Source organism: Rhodobacteraceae bacterium M385, assembly GCA_025141835.1.
Taxonomy (GTDB): Bacteria; Pseudomonadota; Alphaproteobacteria; order Rhodobacterales; family Rhodobacteraceae; genus Gymnodinialimonas.
Genome location: CP081102.1, coordinates 2549881 through 2567396 on the forward strand (window position 1 = coordinate 2549881; position 17516 = coordinate 2567396).

Below are 17516 nucleotides of genomic sequence, written 5' to 3' on the forward strand. Positions count from 1 at the left end.
CCTATGTTCACTTCAATCGTAGTCGCCCTCGATGGCTCCGAAGCCTCTAACAAAGCCTTGGAAACCGCCTGTGGGCTGGCCAAGACCTTTGGCGCGGCGGTGCATCTTGTTCACTCGCCGCAACTGGAAACCACGGCCGTGGCGGTCGGGTTCTCGGTGGTTGATGTGCCCGTCACGCCCGAGCAGATTATGCTTGCGGGTCAAGAGGTTATGGAGGCATCCACCGCCCGCGCGACGGAGCTAGGCACCGCGCCCGCCAGCACCACCATCGGCGATACCGATCCCGCCGATGCCATTCTGGACGCTGCCAAGCTTAATGACGCTGACCTGATCGTCATGGGGCGGCGCGGTTTGGGCTCTGTCGCCAGCCTGTTTCTGGGATCAGTAAGCCAGAAGGTCAGCCGGGGTGCTGATTGCTCCTGCCTAACCGTCCATAACTAACCCGCATTGGCGCGGCCCATCGCTCAAGGCCGCGCCTTTCACTCCAAGTGAAATAACAGGCACGTCGCTGCATTCGTGCGCATTTGCACAATAACCCTGCGCAATCTCACAGCTTCGTGACCACCTCTCCCCTCGCGCTAAATCGACCAATGGGCCACGCTGCCCGGCGATGGGCGCAAAACATGCGCCACCTACCTCTGGGGAGAGATATCAAATGAACCGCCTTCTCACCGCTAGCGTCCTTGCGCTGGCCACCGCACTTCCTGCGCAGGCTGAAACCTTCCGCTGGTCCGCCACCACTGATCCGCAAACCATGGACCCCCACGCGGTTTCCTCTGCGCCTGTGTTGGGATTCCTTAACAACGTTTACGAAGGCCTCGTGCGTCGTGGCCGTGACATGGCGATCGAACCTGCCTTGGCCGAAAGCTGGGAACCCCTGCCCGATGGCGCGGGCTGGCGCTTCAACCTGCGCCAAGGCGTGAGCTTCCATGATGGCGCGGCGTTCAACGCCGATGACGTGCTGTTCAGCTACGAGCGGGCGTCCTCGGAAGATAGCGACGTGGCCAGCTGGTTCGCTGTCGTTTCGGGCGTCAATGTGGTGGATGAATATACCGTTGATATCCTTACCACTTCTCCGCAGCCGATCTTCCCTGACAGCATCGCCAACTGGATGATGATGGATAGCGATTGGGCCGCAGCAAACGGGGCCGAGCGCCCTGCCCGCGACACCGAGAACTTCGCCACCCGCAACGTCAACGGCACCGCCGCCTTCATGCTACAAAGCCGCCAGCCCGATCTGGAAACCGTGCTTGTGCCCTTCGACGGCTGGTGGGGCGAGGTCGAGCATAACGTGACCGAGGCGATCTTCACGCCGATCCAGAACTCTGCCACCGCCGTGGCCGCCCTTCTGGCCGGTGACGTTGACCTGATCGACCCTGTACCGGTGCAAGACGCAGACCGTGTCAACGCCTCTGACGGGGTGCATGTGCTGTCGGGCATCGAGGCCCGCGTGATCATGCTGGGTTACGGCCATGACCACGAAACACTGCTGAGCGGGGAAGACAACATCTTCGCCGATGTCCGTGTGCGCCAAGCCGTGGCCCATGCGATCAACGTTCCTGCAATTTTGCAAGCGATCATGGGCGGCAATGCGGAAGAGGCCAGCCAGCTTGTCTCCCCCGCCATGCGCGGCTTCTCCGAAGCCAACGCAGCACGTCCCGCCTATGATCAAGACCTCGCCCGGTCGCTGATTGCCGAAGCGGGCGCCGACGGGGCCACCTTTAACCTGTCCTGCCCCAACGACCGCTACCTCAATGACGAGGCCGTGTGCCAAGCCGTTGTGGGCATGTTGGCGCAAGTGGGCCTGAACGCTCAGCTCGAAACCATGCCCGTGTCCAACTACTGGCCGGAACTGCGGGCCGATAACTACGACATGTACCTTCTGGGTTGGTCGCCCGGCACGTTTGATGCCGAGCACCCCCTGCGGTTCCTCGTTCACACAAACGGAGAGCGTTTGGGCACTTGGAACTTTGGCGGCTATTCCAACCCCCGCATCGACGAGATGCTGCCCCTGATCCAGTCCGAGATTGACCCAGATGCCCGTCAGGCAATGCTGGATGAGGCCGCGGCCATCGTGCAGCAGGATGCGGTTTATAACACCATGTACGTGCAGCCTCTGCTGTGGGGTGTCGCCGACGGGATCGAACTGACGCAACGTCCTGACAACTTCTTCATCCTGCGTTGGGTAACAATGGGTCTTCCGGTAGAATAGGCCCGTTGCGCCCCGCGCCGCCCCTTCGGGCGGCTTTGGGCCGCGCAACCTTGGGGGAATAATCCCCCAAACCCCACAATCGAGAGGGGCTTCAAGGCCCCTCTCAAACTCTCCCCACGTCGGCGCTTGGTTCACAGGTTCGCCAGAACCCTCAGGTCGCGGCTTGACCCGTCACCTCTTCACAGCGCAGAACCGTTGAATGCTTAGTTTCATCCTCAAACGTATCGCCCAGTCCATCCTCGTCCTTCTGGTCGTGGGGCTTGTGGCCTTTGCCATGTTCCGGTTCGTGGGCGACCCCGTCGATACGATGTTGGGTCAGGAACGCACGGTCCAAGATATCGAACGGCTGCGCGAAGTCCTTGGGCTCAATAAGCCGTTCTTCGTGCAATACTGGGACTTCCTCGTGCGTGCCGTGCAGGGCGATTTCGGGATTTCCTACCGCCAAGGCCGCCCCGTCGCCGAGATCATCATCGAACGGCTTCCCGCCACGCTGGAACTGGCCCTTGTGTCGGGCCTGATCGCGTTGGGGATGGGCATTGTTCTGGGGATTTTCACCGCCATTCGCCGCGATGGATTCTGGGCCAATTTCATCATGTCCGCCAGTTTGATTGGCGTATCCCTGCCCACATTCCTGATCGGCGTGCTGCTGATCTATGCCTTTGGCGTGGGCCTTGAGGTACGCATTCCCTTCACGGACATCACCTTCAATACCGGGGGGATGCCGATCTTTGGACGCGGCGATACGCGCCCTGTCTTCGGCTGGGTTGGCGGATGGAACTCGGGCCTTGCCACTTGGGACGGCCTGCAAAGCATCGTCCTTCCGGCGATTACCCTGGGCCTCTACCAAATGACACTTATCATGCGCCTCGTGCGGGCCGAGATGCTGGAGGTGCTGCGCGCCGACTACATCCGTTTTGCCCGTGCCCGTGGGCTTTCAGACCGGGCGATCAACTTCCGCCACGCCCTGAAAAACACCATGGTCCCAGTGATTACCGTGACGGGCCTGCAACTGGGCTCCATCATCGCCTTTGCGATCATTACCGAGACGGTCTTTCAATGGCCCGGTGTCGGGCTTTTGTTCATCAACGCGATCCAGTTCGTCGATATCCCCGTGATGGCGGCCTATCTGATGCTGATCTCTGTCATGTTTGTGGGGATCAACCTGATCGTGGACCTCCTTTATGTGGCGATTGACCCGCGCCTGCGCGTGGATGGGAAAACGACATGAGCGATACTCCTCCTACCCCCGCGCCCAAGGCCAAATCCCGCCTTGCCCGAGCGCTCGATAGCGATGTGGGCTACGCCTTCCTCCATTCCCCCGTGGCGCTGGTCTCGGCGATTGTGACCTTGGTGCTGGTCCTTGCGGCCATCTTCGCCCCTTGGATTGCGCCCCATGACCCGTTCAACCCGGCGTCCCTCAACCTGATGAACGGGCTGACGCCCCCCGGCACGCCCTCTCCCTTCACCGGGGACAGCTTCATTCTGGGCACCGATGACCAAGGCCGCGATGTCTTCTCGACCATCCTGTTCGGCCTGCGGATTTCGCTGTTCGTGGGCTTTGCGGCCGTGTCCTTCGCGCTGATCCTGGGCGTTACCCTGGGCCTGATAGCCGGCTATGTGGGCGGCTGGACCGAGACGATCATCATGCGCATCGCCGATATCCAGCTGACCTTCCCCTCCATCCTTGTGGCGCTTCTGATCTCGGGGATCGCCAAGGGCGTCACCCCGATCGAGTACCGCGACGAGATGGCCCTGATCGTGCTGATCTTCGCCATTGGCCTGTCGGACTGGGTGCAATTCGCCCGCGTCGTGCGCGGCGCAACCTTGGTGGAGCGTAACAAGGAATACGTTCAGGCCGCCCGCCTGATTGGCCGCTCGTCCTTCGTCATCATGGCGCGCCACATCCTGCCGAACGTGCTGTCTCCGGTGCTGGTCATCGCCACGATCTCGCTGGCATTGGCGATCATCGCCGAGGCGACCTTGTCCTTCCTCGGCGTCGGTGCACCGCCCACCGAGCCTTCCCTCGGCACCCTGATCCGCATCGGTCAGACGTTCCTGTTCTCCGGCAAATGGTGGATTCTCGTCTTCCCCGCCGCCACGCTCCTTGTCCTCGCGCTCGCCGTTAACCTTCTCGGCGACTGGCTCCGTGACGCCATCAACCCGAGGTTGCGCTGATGACCTACGGGAACCCTCCCCTGCGTGAGGGCAACCACAAGTGGTATCGCAACAAAACTTGGTCAGACGAGATCGCGACCGCCTTTTTGGCCAAACTCTCGCGCTGCCGATCTGCCCGCGATAGCTTTCTGTCGATCCAGATCCATTACTTGCACGACCGTTTGCCCGAGGTCGCATTACGCCTCGCGGATTTCTATTTCGAAACCCGCAAAGAAGATTGGGACGATGGTCGGGTCTGGATGGCCATGATGACTGCTCATCAGATAATAGGGGACGACGAGGCGATGATGGATTTCGCCCTTCGCGCCTTGGAATGGCAGAAAAGCAACCCTAACCACATCATCAACATCAACCTTGAATACGCTGTGCTGGTCGCCACCTCTGCCAAGCATGAGGCTTTCGACCGAGCATTGGCCGCCTTGGCCGATCACGAAGAATATCTAACCTTTGCCTTGGACCGGTTGAAATTCAACCTCAGCCACGCGCTGATCGCTGCCCATCGGGGTGACCCGGCGAATGCCCGACGTTATGCGCAATCGGCCCTGGACGCGGTGGCTCAATCAGAGCCCGATTTGCCAAGCCACCCACACATTGGGCTGGTGGATGAATTGGACCCGCGTCTTCTCTCCCAACTCGAACACATCGCGCGCACCGGTACTATTCCGGCCTCTGCCCGCACAGCTGAGGTGACGTAAATGCCCCTGCTTGAAATCGAAAACCTCACCGTTGAATTCCCCACCCGCCGCGCGCTTTTCACAGCCGTTAAAGCCGCTAACCTTTCGGTGGAGCCGGGCGAAATCCACGGGCTTGTGGGCGAATCCGGCGCCGGCAAATCCACCATCGGGGCCGCCGTCATGGGCCTTCTGGACCGTCCCGGCCGCATCGCGGGCGGGATCATCCGCTACAAGGGTGAGGAAATCTCGGGCCTTGATGCCGACGCCATGCGGTCCCTGCGCGGCAAGAAGATTTCGATGATCTTCCAAGATCCGTTAACGTCGTTAAACCCTCTGTTCACCGTGCGCCAACAGTTGGTTGAGACGATCTCTGAACATCTCGACGTCACAGCGGATGAGGCCAACGACCGCGCCCGTGCCCTGATCGACCGTGTCGGCATTCCCGATCCTGAGGCGCGGCTTGACCAATACCCGCATCAATTCTCGGGCGGGATGCGACAGCGCGTGGTCATCGCCTTAGCGCTTTGTTCCGAGCCTGATGTCATCATCGCCGATGAGCCCACGACCGCGCTTGATGTGTCGATCCAAGCGCAAATCCTTGATCTGATTAAGGAACTTTCTACTGAGCGCCAAGTTGGCGTGATCCTGATTACCCATGATATGGGCGTGATCGCCGACACGACCGACAAGGTCACGGTCATGTATATGGGAGAGGTTGTGGAATCTGGCCCCACCGCGCAGATCCTTGGCCAGCCCGCACACGAATACACCAAATCGCTGATCGCCGCCGTGCCGCGCCCGACGCGCAAATTGCACCGCTTCCCGCTGATTTCCTATGGCGGGCGGGTGATGGAATTCGCGATCGAGGACCTCAAGCGGAACTGGCCCGAGGTTCAGATCGACCGCTCCAAATCCTTGGTGCAGGCCGATGGGATCACCAAACGCTTCGTGCAGACCCGTGCGATCCTGCCTCGTAACCGCAAGATGTTCACCGCCGTGGACGCCGCGACCTTCGACATCAAGGAAGGCGAAGTGTTTGGATTGGTTGGGGAATCCGGCTCGGGTAAATCCACCATCGCCCGGATGATTGCCGGGCTTTACAAGGTCGATGGCGGCGAGGTTTCTTTTGATGGCAAGCCCGTTTCCAACCAGCCCGGCGGCGTGCCTGATTGGTATCGCAAGCAGATCCAGATGATTTTCCAAGACCCCTATTCGTCCCTGAACCCTCGGATGCGGGTGGATGAGATCATCGCAGAGCCCGCCCGTCACCATGGGCTTTTAACGGGCAAAGCGTTGAAAGATCGGGTGAACGAATTGCTTGACCGGGTCGGTCTGGGGGCGCAGGCGGGGTTGAAGTTCCCGCACGAATTTTCCGGCGGTCAACGGCAGCGAATTTCCATCGCGCGGGCCTTGGCGACCCAGCCGCGCTTCCTGATCTGTGATGAACCGACGAGCGCGCTTGATGTTTCGATCCAGGCGCAAATTCTTAACATCCTTAAGGATCTGCAAGAGCATCTTGGGTTAACCATGCTGTTCATCTCTCACGACCTGCCCGTGGTGCGCCAGATGTGTGACCGGGTCGGCGTGATGAAGAATGGGGAGCTGGTCGAAGTGGCTGAAACAGAGGCTCTGTTCGCCTCTCCCCAGCATCCCTACACGCAGCAACTTCTGTCTCTGATGCCGCGCCTTGATGGCCTGTCCGACGAGGGGCTATCCGTGGCGTGACACGCCGTGCCCAATTCGCAATTGATATACCATTGATATACCCCCACGCCTGATTTTCGGAGGAATCCATGCCGCAACCCGACCACGTCTCTATCTACGATCTGCCCGATTTCGACAGCCTCGACGATGACACGAAGCGGTATTTTGAGGTCTGCCAAGAGAAGCTGGGGATGGTGCCTAACGTGTTGCGGACCTTCTCGGTTAACCAAGAAAAGCTGCGGGCCTTTGGGCAGTATTATAACACGCTCATGCTCGGAGAGAGCCGGTTAACCAAGCTGGAACGAGAGATGGTCGCCGTGGTCGTCTCCTCGGCAAACCGTTGTTTTTATTGCCTTGTGGCCCATGGCCAGGCGGTACGGAAGATGTCCGGTGACCCGCAGTTGGGCGAGATGCTGGTGATGAACTACCGCGTCGCAGAACTGCCCGAGCGTCAGAAAGCGATGCTCGATTTCGCGTGGAAATTAACCACCGCCCCTTGGGAAGTCGCCGGCGAAGAACGCGCCAAGCTAGAGGCCGTGGGCCTGAGCCAGGACGAAATCTTCGACCTTTCTGACGTGATCGCGTTCTTCAACATGTCCAACCGCTTCGCCATCGCGTCCGACATGATGCCGAACCCGGAGTATCACGCGATGGACCGGGAATAGCGTCTACTTATCAGTCGGTTAACCCACGCGCCGCCGCGCGGGTTCCCGGCCCGATATCACCGTCGATCGCCATCGTGTATAGCCCGCGTTCCTGCAAAATTGTCTGAAACGCCCGCGCCGTGGCCCCGTCCCAACGGGGCGTTTGGCCGTCGATCGTGCCGCGAAGATCGTCCATATCGACCTCTCCGCTTTCCAGCGCAGTGATGTAGTCAGCGGCGGCTAATTCCGGGTTCGCGGGCCGTCCGATGCCCTGTTCAAACAGGAAGCCACGCGCCGCGATCCCACTGGGATCGCCCGTCTCGGCCAGCGCCTCGACCCAGCCGCCGCGAAGGAAATCATTGGCGGGAACGCCCTCTGCCCCATCGGAATAAAGGGCGATAAGATCTTGAACCGCCTCGACATTTCCATCGCTGGCTAGGGTCACAAGTAGCGGCACCGCGCGGCGGGCATTGGGCACACCCAAGGCCTCATCAACGCCGCCGGGCACCCCTTCGCCGTTCAAAAAGGTCTGTGCAAGGTTGTATTGCGCAAAGGGATACCCCGCTTCGGCGGCCATGCGCATCAGGCGCACCATTTCACCGCTGTCGGCCTCTACGCCGCGTCCAAGGCGGTACATGAAGGCCAGTGTCGCCATGCCAGCGGGATCACCCAGATCAGCAGCTTGTCTATAGTATTCAACGGCTTGCGCTGCATCTTCGCGGATGGGGCGCAGGCCGAAATTGTGGTAATCGCCCAAGCGCGTCATGGCTGCCGCAACGCCCGCCTCGGCGGCGCGTTCATAAAGCGGTACGGCCCGGCGGTGACGCCCGGCCGCTTGCGCAGCCGTGGCCAGATGGTAGAGCGGCGCGCCCTCCTCTGGTAGCGCTTCCGCTGCGGCGCGGCACGCGGGGAATGCTGCGCGTAACGCATCGAGCGCGGCTGCTTGTTCTTCCTCAGTCGTATAGTTTTCGGCGGAAGGTTCCCCTGCAATTTCAATACATTGCGCCAACGCGGCCTGAGCGGCAGCGGCCTCGGCAGCGCGGGCGGCGCTCTCGGCCGCTAACACCTCAAACGCACTGGAAGCCTGCTCTACCGCCTCGGCCCGCTCAGCGGCGGCTGCCGCTTCCAAGGCCGCCGCTTCCGCCCGTGCCGCGCTTTCTGCCGCCAATGCTGCAAAGGCCGATGTGGCGTCTTCAACCGCTGTAGCTCGCGCCTCTGCGGCCTCCGCTTCCGCCCGCGCGGCGCTTTCAGCGGCCAGTGTTTCAAAGGCCGATGTGGCGTTTTCAACCGCTGTAGCGCGCGCCTCTGCGGCTTCTGCTTCCGCCCGCGCGGCGCTTTCAGCGGCCAGTGTTTCAAAGGCCCCCAAGGCATCCTCAACCGCTCCGGCGCGTTCTTGGGCCAAATCCTCCTCGGTCGGAGCCCGCAAAGCCAACAGCGCAGCCACCGCCTCTTCCGCGGCCGCGGCGGCATCGTCGCTTTGGGCAAATACGCCTGTCGCGTTCAGGGCTAGGGCAGAAATCAAGCTGATCCGTAGGACGGCTTTGGGCAACAACATCGGGTGCAATCCTTCAGTAAAATCAATTCTTGAAACGATAGACAGCGTGTTTGCGTGAGTCGATACCAACCCGCATTCGCCCCGTAAAAAGCACTTAAAAAACACTGGTCAAGGCCATCGCCCTGAGGCACCTTCTCTTAACGAATTTACGTTAAGGAATAAGTCACTGTCACAGCCCCTGAACACCGAAGAACGCGTGCGCCCCGTGTTGGTTGTGGACCTTGATGGGACGTTGTTGCGCTCGGACATGTTGTACGAATGCGCGTGGTCGGCCATGGGGCACGACGGATGGGCAACAATTCAGGCGTTGGGCAAGCTCAAGGAAGGACGGGCCGCGTTCAAGCGCGCCTTGGTGGAGCTGTCCGATGTGGATATCGGAACCCTGCCCTACGACGAGCAAATTGTAGCCCGCGTAAGAGATTGGCGGGCGGACGGTGGGCGCACGATCTTGGCCACGGCCAGCGATCAGGTACTGGCGGACAAGATCGCCGCGCATCTGGATATCTTTGATGAGGTTCACGGATCGGACGGGGCGCGCAATCTGAAAGGCGTTGAAAAAGCGGTCTTTTTGCAGGGTCGATTTCCACAAGGCTTCACCTATATGGGCGACAGCGCGGCAGATTTGGCGGTGTGGGAACGGGCCGAGAAAGCCATCAGCGTGGGGGCTGCGCCCAAAGTTATTGGCGCGCTCGATAGAGGCACCACCCCAGCCGAGCACTTGCCGCGTGAGGCCCCGCCCCGCGCCCTTCTACGCGCCATTCGCCCGCAGCAGTGGTTCAAGAACCTGCTCGTCGCGGTGCCCTTGATCGCGGATCCCGGCCACGGGTTCGGGGCGATTTTGCCGATCATCGGCGCATTTCTGGCCCTTAGTTTCGCCGCGTCCGCCGGTTATTTGATTAACGACCTTCTGGACCTACGCGACGACCGCAGCCACCCGAGAAAGCGTCTGCGCCCCTTTGCGGCGGGCACCCTTTCCCCCGAGATCGGCACGATGGCGATCCCGGTATTGCTGGCGTTGTCGGCTGTAGTCTCTTTGTTGGTGACGCCCGCGTTGTTGGGGGCTGTGGCGCTCTATTTCGTGGCGACGGTCGCCTATTCAGTGAAGTTAAAGCAGCACACGTTGATCGACATTTGCTTGTTGGCGTTTTTGTTCACCTTGCGGATCATCGCGGGCGGTCTAGCGATCGGCTCTCCGTTATCGGTGTGGATATTGGCGTTTTCGATGTTCATCTTCTTCGCTTTGGCCGCCGTTAAACGATTGGCAGAATTGACAGATTCCGAGACAGCAACCCGCGAAACCTCACGCCGGGGCTATATCGCAGAGGACCGGCGCATCGTCAGCCAGATGGCGATCACCTCGGGCTATCTGGCGGTTTTGGTCCTTGCCCTTTACGTGGACGAGCCGACGACACAGGCCAAGTTCGGCGCGCCTTGGTTGCTGTGGGGCGTCTGTCCGCTGTTGATTTTCTGGATCAGCCGCATGGTTCTGAAAGCGGACCGAGGGTTAATGCACGACGATCCGATGATCTTTGCGGTGTCGAATTCCACCTCTCGGTGGGTGATCCTTCTGTGCGGTGTTCTGGTCGTGGGCGCGATGTTCCTATGACGCGGGTTGGCCTTATCATCCGCTACGTGGCCTTCGCGGCGGTGGCCGTTGTGGTTAACCTTTTGGTGCAGCGGCTGGTGCTACTGGGCGGCGATGGCTCGGGTTGGTTTGTGGCTGCCCTAGGGGCGGGGACCCTTGCGGGATTGGTGGTGAAATACCTTCTCGATAAGCGGTGGGTCTTTTTCGATGAGACCCAAGGTGCTGCGGCACAGGGGCGGCAGTTTGGCCTTTATTCCCTTATGGGCGTGGCGACCACGGCGATATTCTGGGTCACGGAAACCGCGTTTTGGCTGACATGGGGCACAGATTTCGCAAGGGAGGTAGGCGCGTTGATCGGCCTTGGGATTGGGTATCTGACGAAGTATCAACTGGACCGGCGCTTTGTCTTTCATGGGGGGGCCCGATGAGGATGCTGAGCGGCTGGGGCCGCTTTCCCAAGGTCGAATGCCGGGTGATACGGGCCCGCAACCAGGAAGATGTGCGCCAAGCGGTGTTGGAGGCGCCGCTGATCGCAAGAGGCAACGGGCGCGCCTATGGCGACGCCGCCCTGAACCCCGGATTGACGCTGGATATGACCGGCATGGACCGAATGCGGTCCTTTGAAAACGGAGTGCTAGTGGCCGAGGCCGGCGTACTTCTGGGCGACATTATCCAAGCCTTCCTGCCCCGTGGCTGGTTTCCCATGGTCACGCCGGGCACCAAATTGGTCAGCCTTGGCGGCGCGATTGCGGCCGATGTCCATGGCAAGAACCACCACATTGACGGCTCTTTCCGGTCCTGTGTCGACTGGATAGACCTGATGGGGCCCGATGGCACGGTGACCCGGACCAAACCGGGGGAGGCGCTGTTTGACTGGACCCTTGGCGGCATGGGGCTGACGGGGGTGATTTTGCGCGCACAGATCCGCCTGCGCCGGGTCGAGACATCTTGGATCGTGCAGGAAAGCGAAGCGTTAACGTCGTTAACCGATACAATCGCTGCGTTTGAGGGTGCGATGGACGCGCCCTATTCGGTGGCATGGATCAATTGCAGCGCGGGCAAGACCCATGGCCACAGCATCTTGCTCAAAGGCCGCCACGCCCTGCCCCATGACTTGCCGATGGACCGCACCGAGTTCGACCTTGGCCGACCCGGCAAAACCCCCGTCCCTTTTGGGCTTCCGTTCCTGTTCAAAGGTACAGCCCTGCGCACAATCAACAGCCTTTACTGGCGGTTGCAACGGCGCAAAGCGGGCCGCGCCGTGGTGGATTGGGATAGCTACTTCTACCCTCTCGATGGATTGGCGAATTGGAACAAGCTCTATGGGCGGCACGGGTTTGTGCAGTTCCAATGCGCCCTGCCAAGGGACACGGCGGAAGCCGGATTGGCCGAGATTATGGAGGCGATAGCCGCCTCTGACCAAGGCTCGGTGTTATCCGTCCTTAAACGCTTTGGGTCGCAATCCGGCCCTTTTTCCTTCCCAATGGAGGGCTATACGCTCGCCATGGATTTCCCGGCTAACAAACGGAGCCTCGCGCTAATGGAACGGTTAGACACGATAACTTTGGCCCACAACGGCCGCTTCTACCTGGCCAAGGACGCCCGGATGCCGAAAGCCGTGGCGCAGGCTGATCCGCGTGCCGCCGACTTCGCCGAGATGCGCAAACAGGCGGGGTTGGCTGAGCGCTTCACCTCGGTCCAATCGCGGAGGTTGGGATTATGAGCCGCCCGATCCTGATCCTGGGGGCTGCCTCTGACATGGCCCGTGCCGTGGCGCGGTCTTTTGCGGCGGAAGGCCACCCGATCCAACTGGCCGCCCGCAACGTGTCCCGCCTTGATGAGGACGCCAGCGATCTGCGCACCCGCTTCGGCGTTGAGGTCACTGTTCATGAGTTCGACGCGCTGGCGACTGATTCTCATAAAGCCTTTGTGGAGGCCTTGCCCACGCTTCCCGCCGTTGCGGTCTGCGCCGTGGGCACAATGGGCACGCAAGCGGAAAGCGAGGCTGATCCGCTGGCCGCAGCCCAAGTTATGCGCGCCAACTTTGAAGGCCCCGCCAGCATTCTGGCGCATCTGGCCAACGCGATGGAGGCCCGCGGCGCGGGCACCTTGGTTGGCATTTCCTCGGTCGCGGGGGACCGGGGGCGCGCATCCAATTACGTCTACGGCTCGGCCAAGGCGGGCTTCACCGCTTTCCTGTCGGGTCTTCGCAATCGCCTTGCAAAAAAGGGGGTTCACGTGGTCACAGTGCTTCCCGGCTTCGTGAATACGGCCATGCTAGAGGGGATTTCTACGCCCGCCCCGCTTACTGCCGAGCCCGAGGAAGTCGGGGCCGCGATCGTGAAAGCGGTGAAGCGAAATACCAACGTCATCTATACACGCCCGATCTGGCGCATCGTCATGGCGGTGATCCGAAATATTCCCGAGCCGGTGTTTAAGAAGACCTCGATCTAGGCGCGACCGGCTGGCAAGATTCCGCGCAAAAATCAAGCGCTGACTGAGAATCTTGGGCGCGTTGTTGCGATATTAACACCTCCGCCTTAGGGCTGGCTCAGACAAAGGGACATTATCCGTGGCTGAAGAGCTACGACGTACTAGATGGGCAGCGTTTTACGATGAACGGGACAGCAATCGCGCGTGTATTTGCGCGAACAAAATTTTTGACAGCCACGGCGCTGGAACGGCCGAATGGCGTGTTGGCCGTTGTATTGGCCTCGACGATTATCACCTCGGCTTGCGCCTATGTGGTGGTGTCCGGCGCGATGACGACGCCGCGCCCGGTGACCGAAACGGAAGAGGTTGTCGCTATTAACCCGACGCCGCAACGCCGCTACCCCGACGCCGCGACATTCGACACCAGTGTTTCTGTTGTGATTGACCAAGCGCCCGGCGTGCGGGTCGCCCCCCAATTGGCCGCCCCCGCCGAGGTTGCCGCGGCACCAACTGATCCGGTGGAGCGCTATTCCATTGTAGCAGGCCGTCCACCGGTGATGCCTGAACCACGCCCAAGCACGATCATTACTGTTCCGTCCATTGCGACTGCGGTTGCCATTGCGCGGAATTTGGATGCGGAACGGGCCTTGGCCCTGCCCCATCCGGTGGCCCGCCCCGGCGCCACGCCTGCACCCTTGGCGACCGAAACGGCGCCGCAAACCTCCCCCCTTCTCGCCGCGTCCAGCCCGCGCCCCACCCTGCGCCCCGCTGAGATTGTGACCCGCGCCGCCGCGATATCAGAAGCGTTTGACATTGAAGTCGCCCGCGCGGAAGCGCCCGACGCTTTGGGGGGCATCGCCGGCATCGGTGAAAGCCCGCGCGGCAGCATCTTTGCAGGCGGCAGCGGCGATTGTTCACCCCGTCTGGCGCGTGCGATCCCGCGCCGCTCTGGCTCTGCCGCCAGTGGCTCTGCCGTTATGGCGAGCGCCGGGAACGGATCAGGCTCGGGCCGCGACAACCGCATGGTGCAAGAAGCATTGGCCGGAAACGTCCCCAGCCATATCCGCGACCTGCATCCGGTCACCTTCAACGGCACCGTCGGCGGCCGTTCGGTTGAAGTCACAATCTGCGTGACGCCCGATTACTTGGCCATCGGGTCCGACAGCGACCACGTCCGTGTGCCACTTGGCTTGCAGGCCGCCCTTCGGGTCGCCGATGCCTTCGACATGATGCTGCCCACGACGACCATGGTTGATGCGATTTACCAGCAGGCCGACGTGCGCGTGGCCCCGTCCCCTATGACGCCGGGCTCTGCCATGTCGTCCACGGACTACTTCCTGCGCCACGATGCCACCATTGATGGCCAATTCTCGCGCGCAGGTGTGCAAGCCGGGATGCTCGTGGCCGGCCACAAAAAGGATCTGGTCCTCGCCAACCGGTTGTCGCGCAATCCGGGCCGTGTCGCGATTTATGGCTGGCACCGCACCAACGGCCGCGCGATCCAGCCGCTGTCTACGGTTCATGGCGAATACTATGCCGACTATTCCCACGGCATCCGGTTGGTCAGCCGCACAGCTTACGTTGATGGCCGCGCCGTGGACCTGCGGGAGCTGCTGACAGACGATCGCTATGCAGGCTTCTTGAACTCTGACGGCGCGTTAACCGGCGCGACTATCCGCCTCGCGTCCCTGTAACGGCCCGTTTCAAAAGCAAAAGGCGCGCCGGGTCTGGCGCGCCTTTGGTGTTTCTACCTGCCTATTGCACGTCGCGGAAACAGCGGAACCCGAGGTGATAGTTCCTGTGGCTCGCCTCGGACATCACCCGCGTCCCGTGCCAAAACGGTGCCCGCCACCGCGCCCAATGTTCATGGGCCCGGATCGTATCCCAAATGAACCAAGAGCCTTTCATCTCGGTCACGCCCAAGGTTGTCGATCCGGCAGAGGCCATCTGATCCTCAGCCAGTGGAAGGTTCATATGCTCGGCGGCGTTGCCATCAATGTCGTAGACACCCAAGGGCGACTGACAGGCCGGGAAGCTGCCCGCCGGATAGGTGTTTGACCCACAACCCTGAAAGCTACCGCCGTTACACGACGCGTTCTTGAACGATCCCGTCGCACAAACGCCCGATTGCCACGCGCCAATGGAATAGGTGCCGCGTGTGTTGGCGTAATGATTGTTGTGCCAATTACGGATGGTGTTGACCGCCGCAGACATGCCCATGCCGCGCACCCTGTCGAAGGGATAATCGGGCGGCAGAAGTTGTCCCGCTGCGGCCCCTTCCCATTCATGGGCATCCCCGATGCGCCCGCCTTCAGCCGCGCAAAGCTGCGCCGCCTCATTGGCGCGGACCCAGACGACGGGATAAACCATTGGAATGTTTGGGTACTCGAACATGTCCGCACAGGCCGTTGCGTCGCGTGGTGTCTGGGTTTCGGGATCATAGAGCGGCACCATGTAAGGCCCGCCGCAGATCCTCTCAAACTCCCGATTGCGGTAGCTGGCTTGCACCTGTTCCACCGTGCCGCCGATGCGTGCCGCCGCTTCTTCCGGGGTGAGCGGATGGTGGGTCACTGCCGGGTTACCCTGCCCCATCCACCCATTGGGCGAGTTGGCAAAGATCGTACGCACCCGGTTGATTTCAGCATTGGAAAGACCCCGGATGTCCTGCAATTGCTGGAAAAGGAGCTCGTTTCGCTCGGCCAGCGACTGCGCTTGGGCACCCGTCACCGCCAAAACGCTAACGGCCACCGCCGCTTTTACAATCCTGCTTAGTCCCATCAATCAATGCCTCCGCAATAGGTAAAAGAAATCCCTGTTGTCCGGTGCCGAGATGAAACGCGCGACGCGCCCGTTGTCGGGGTCGGCCTCGGCCATGCCTGACACAAGGTGCTGAACCTCCATTTCATCCTCGCCCTCTTCGTCGTGAATATAGAGAGCCATGTAAGTGTGCTCTTGGCTATTCATGTCCAAAAGCATGGCATAATCGCATTGGTAGGCTTGGAACGTCCGTGCCATAGCGGAGGGCGTAGCTGTTGAAAAATATGCATAAATCAGGAATTGGCGATCCTCCACGGTGCGCATGCAGGCGCCGCCGCGCAGGGTCCGCAGGGTGGCGTTTGCATCACCCGACCAGTTGCCCCCGCCCCAAGACGTGACCCGTGGGCCCGGTACGCCATCTTCGATAATCGCCACACCGTTCTGACGCGCGAAGGTCAGTTCCGGCAGCAGCGCGTCATCTTCCTCGGTCCAGGTGCGCATATCCACTTCGCCATCTTGGGTCAGATACATCGTCGCAAGGTTCGGCCAAAGCCGCGACAAGAGCACGCCGTTTTGCATGAACCCGTAGTGATGCCCGTAATTGAAGGTCGCGTAATCGCCAAAGCGCCACGCGCCGTGATCACGTTTGAAACCACCCGTGAACGTCGCCGCGACGCGGTCCACGAAGGCGGGGTTCAACATGCCGGTGCGCACCAGCGGCGCGGGCGTATTAAATCCATCGGGGCCGCGCCCTTGGCTATGGCGGTTCTGCGGCCGCGAGGACCATCCCAAGCCGGGATGATCGGTGCCGAGTTCGTACCCGATGTCGAACCGGGCCATGTCAAACGCCACAAGATAGACATCCGCGCGTCGTTCAATCCCATCAAGGCCATTTGCCCCGCCGCTCTGCATCACTTCGCTGGCAATCATGCCCGGTTGCATGACCGAAGCGTAGATGCCGGGACTTTCCTCGACCTCATACCACGCGCCCGCCGTCATCGCGCCCGCGTCGGTGCCCGCCAATTCGAACCCCATATAGGGGCGCATGTTGGGTGTGTTGGCGAGAAGCGCGTTACCGAGCAATTCGACGCCGTCGATTTCCTCCAATTCCTCCTCGCCCTCGGACGAAACCATGAAGGCATCCTCGAAGAACGCGCCTTTGATCAGGTTGACGATGGATTCTCCGAAAATCACGTTTTCCCGAAGGAATTCGGCCACGGCCTCACGGGTGGTGCGGTTGCCGGTGACGGGGTTGCGGACAAACATGCTCCAATCACAGACCGGAGCATAGGGCAGCGAGCTGGCCTGCGCCTCTTCCAATTCGCCGTCTTCCCATGGCGCGCAGGCGAAGCTATCGCCCTCCCCCTCGATGAAAAGCGCGGGGCCGTAGTCGTCTTCGACCAGCGAGATATCCCAAGTCTCTGGGTCGCCATTTTCGAAATGCACAAAACTTGAACGGCCGCCCTCGGGCGTCATCTCCAGCACGAACCAGGAATTTACGCGGGGGTTAAGCGAGGTCAGCACATAGGTCGTGCCATTCTCGTCGGTTATGGTTTGGCCATTGCGAAACGGCTGCATCGCGAAGATGGAGCCGGGTACATTCGCCCCCAATTCAGCCATTTGCGCGTCGATCACGCTTTGGTCGGGCAACGCGATGCCCTGCGCCTCCGCTTGGGGGGCAAGGGAAACTGCGAGGGTCGCCGCGATGGTTAAGGAATAAGCAGAAAAAAGAGAAGAAGAGGGCAGCAAGTGGAGCTCCATCAAAATAAAGATTGGG

General features: G+C 60.9%; 15 protein-coding genes. 12 read left to right on the forward strand and 3 right to left on the reverse strand.

The window, feature by feature from the left end; genetic code table 11:
- Nucleotides 1-3 precede the first annotated feature (3 nt).
- The 7 genes from K3728_12415 to K3728_12445 all read left to right on the forward strand — a co-directional run bounded on the left by K3728_12415 (nt 4) and on the right by K3728_12445 (nt 7430).
- Complete coding sequence (locus tag K3728_12415) at nt 4-441, forward strand: universal stress protein (protein ID UWQ94516.1); 438 nt, start codon at nt 4-6, stop codon at nt 439-441.
- A gap of 214 nt (nt 442-655) precedes the next feature.
- Nucleotides 656-2212, forward strand: coding sequence for an ABC transporter substrate-binding protein (locus K3728_12420; GenBank protein ID UWQ94517.1), 1557 nt, complete (start codon nt 656-658; stop codon nt 2210-2212).
- Between the two features lie 199 nt (nt 2213-2411).
- Entirely contained in the window at nt 2412-3440 is a 1029-nt protein-coding gene (locus K3728_12425; GenBank protein ID UWQ94518.1) for an ABC transporter permease, read from the forward strand.
- A complete protein-coding gene (locus K3728_12430; GenBank protein UWQ94519.1) occupies nt 3437-4387 on the forward strand; it encodes an ABC transporter permease in 951 nt (316 codons plus the stop codon). The genes K3728_12425 and K3728_12430 overlap by 4 nt, the downstream gene beginning before the upstream one ends.
- Nucleotides 4387-5082, forward strand: a complete 696-nt coding sequence (locus K3728_12435; protein UWQ94520.1) for a hypothetical protein — start codon at nt 4387-4389, stop codon at nt 5080-5082. The genes K3728_12430 and K3728_12435 overlap by 1 nt, the downstream gene beginning before the upstream one ends.
- Nucleotides 5083-6786 carry an ABC transporter ATP-binding protein gene (locus tag K3728_12440; GenBank protein ID UWQ94521.1) on the forward strand — a complete coding sequence of 568 codons (1704 nt, stop codon included), beginning with the start codon at nt 5083-5085 and terminating at the stop codon, nt 6784-6786.
- 68 nt (nt 6787-6854) lie between these two features.
- Entirely contained in the window at nt 6855-7430 is a 576-nt protein-coding gene (locus tag K3728_12445; GenBank protein ID UWQ94522.1) for a peroxidase-related enzyme, read from the forward strand.
- A gap of 10 nt (nt 7431-7440) precedes the next feature.
- Here K3728_12445 and K3728_12450 read toward each other — a convergent pair whose 3' ends face one another.
- Nucleotides 7441-8964, reverse strand: a complete 1524-nt coding sequence (locus tag K3728_12450; protein UWQ94523.1) for a sel1 repeat family protein — start codon at nt 8962-8964, stop codon at nt 7441-7443.
- A gap of 166 nt (nt 8965-9130) precedes the next feature.
- Here K3728_12450 and K3728_12455 point away from each other — a divergent pair, with 166 nt between their 5' ends.
- From K3728_12455 to K3728_12475, 5 genes are all read left to right on the forward strand, one after another.
- A complete protein-coding gene (locus K3728_12455) occupies nt 9131-10570 on the forward strand; it encodes a UbiA family prenyltransferase (GenBank protein UWQ97543.1) in 1440 nt (479 codons plus the stop codon).
- Nucleotides 10567-10977, forward strand: coding sequence for a GtrA family protein (locus tag K3728_12460; protein UWQ94524.1), 411 nt, complete (start codon nt 10567-10569; stop codon nt 10975-10977). Before K3728_12455 ends, K3728_12460 begins: the two co-directional genes overlap by 4 nt.
- Nucleotides 10974-12272, forward strand: coding sequence for an FAD-binding oxidoreductase (locus K3728_12465; protein ID UWQ94525.1), 1299 nt, complete (start codon nt 10974-10976; stop codon nt 12270-12272). The genes K3728_12460 and K3728_12465 overlap by 4 nt, the downstream gene beginning before the upstream one ends.
- Entirely contained in the window at nt 12269-13003 is a 735-nt protein-coding gene (locus tag K3728_12470; protein UWQ94526.1) for an SDR family oxidoreductase, read from the forward strand. Before K3728_12465 ends, K3728_12470 begins: the two co-directional genes overlap by 4 nt.
- Before the next feature lie 206 nt (nt 13004-13209).
- Nucleotides 13210-14676, forward strand: coding sequence for a hypothetical protein (locus tag K3728_12475; GenBank protein UWQ94527.1), 1467 nt, complete (start codon nt 13210-13212; stop codon nt 14674-14676).
- Nucleotides 14677-14737: 61 nt separating this feature from the next.
- On the opposite strand, the gene K3728_12480 is transcribed toward K3728_12475, so the two are convergent.
- Together K3728_12480 and K3728_12485 are read right to left on the reverse strand one after the other, a co-directional pair.
- On the reverse strand, nt 14738-15760 hold the full coding sequence (locus K3728_12480; GenBank protein UWQ97544.1) for a hypothetical protein: 1023 nt from the start codon (nt 15758-15760) through the stop codon (nt 14738-14740).
- A gap of 3 nt (nt 15761-15763) precedes the next feature.
- Nucleotides 15764-17488 (reverse strand): hypothetical protein, encoded by a 1725-nt coding sequence (locus K3728_12485; protein ID UWQ97545.1) that lies wholly within the window; start codon nt 17486-17488, stop codon nt 15764-15766.
- Between the last annotated feature and the right edge of the window lie 28 nt (nt 17489-17516).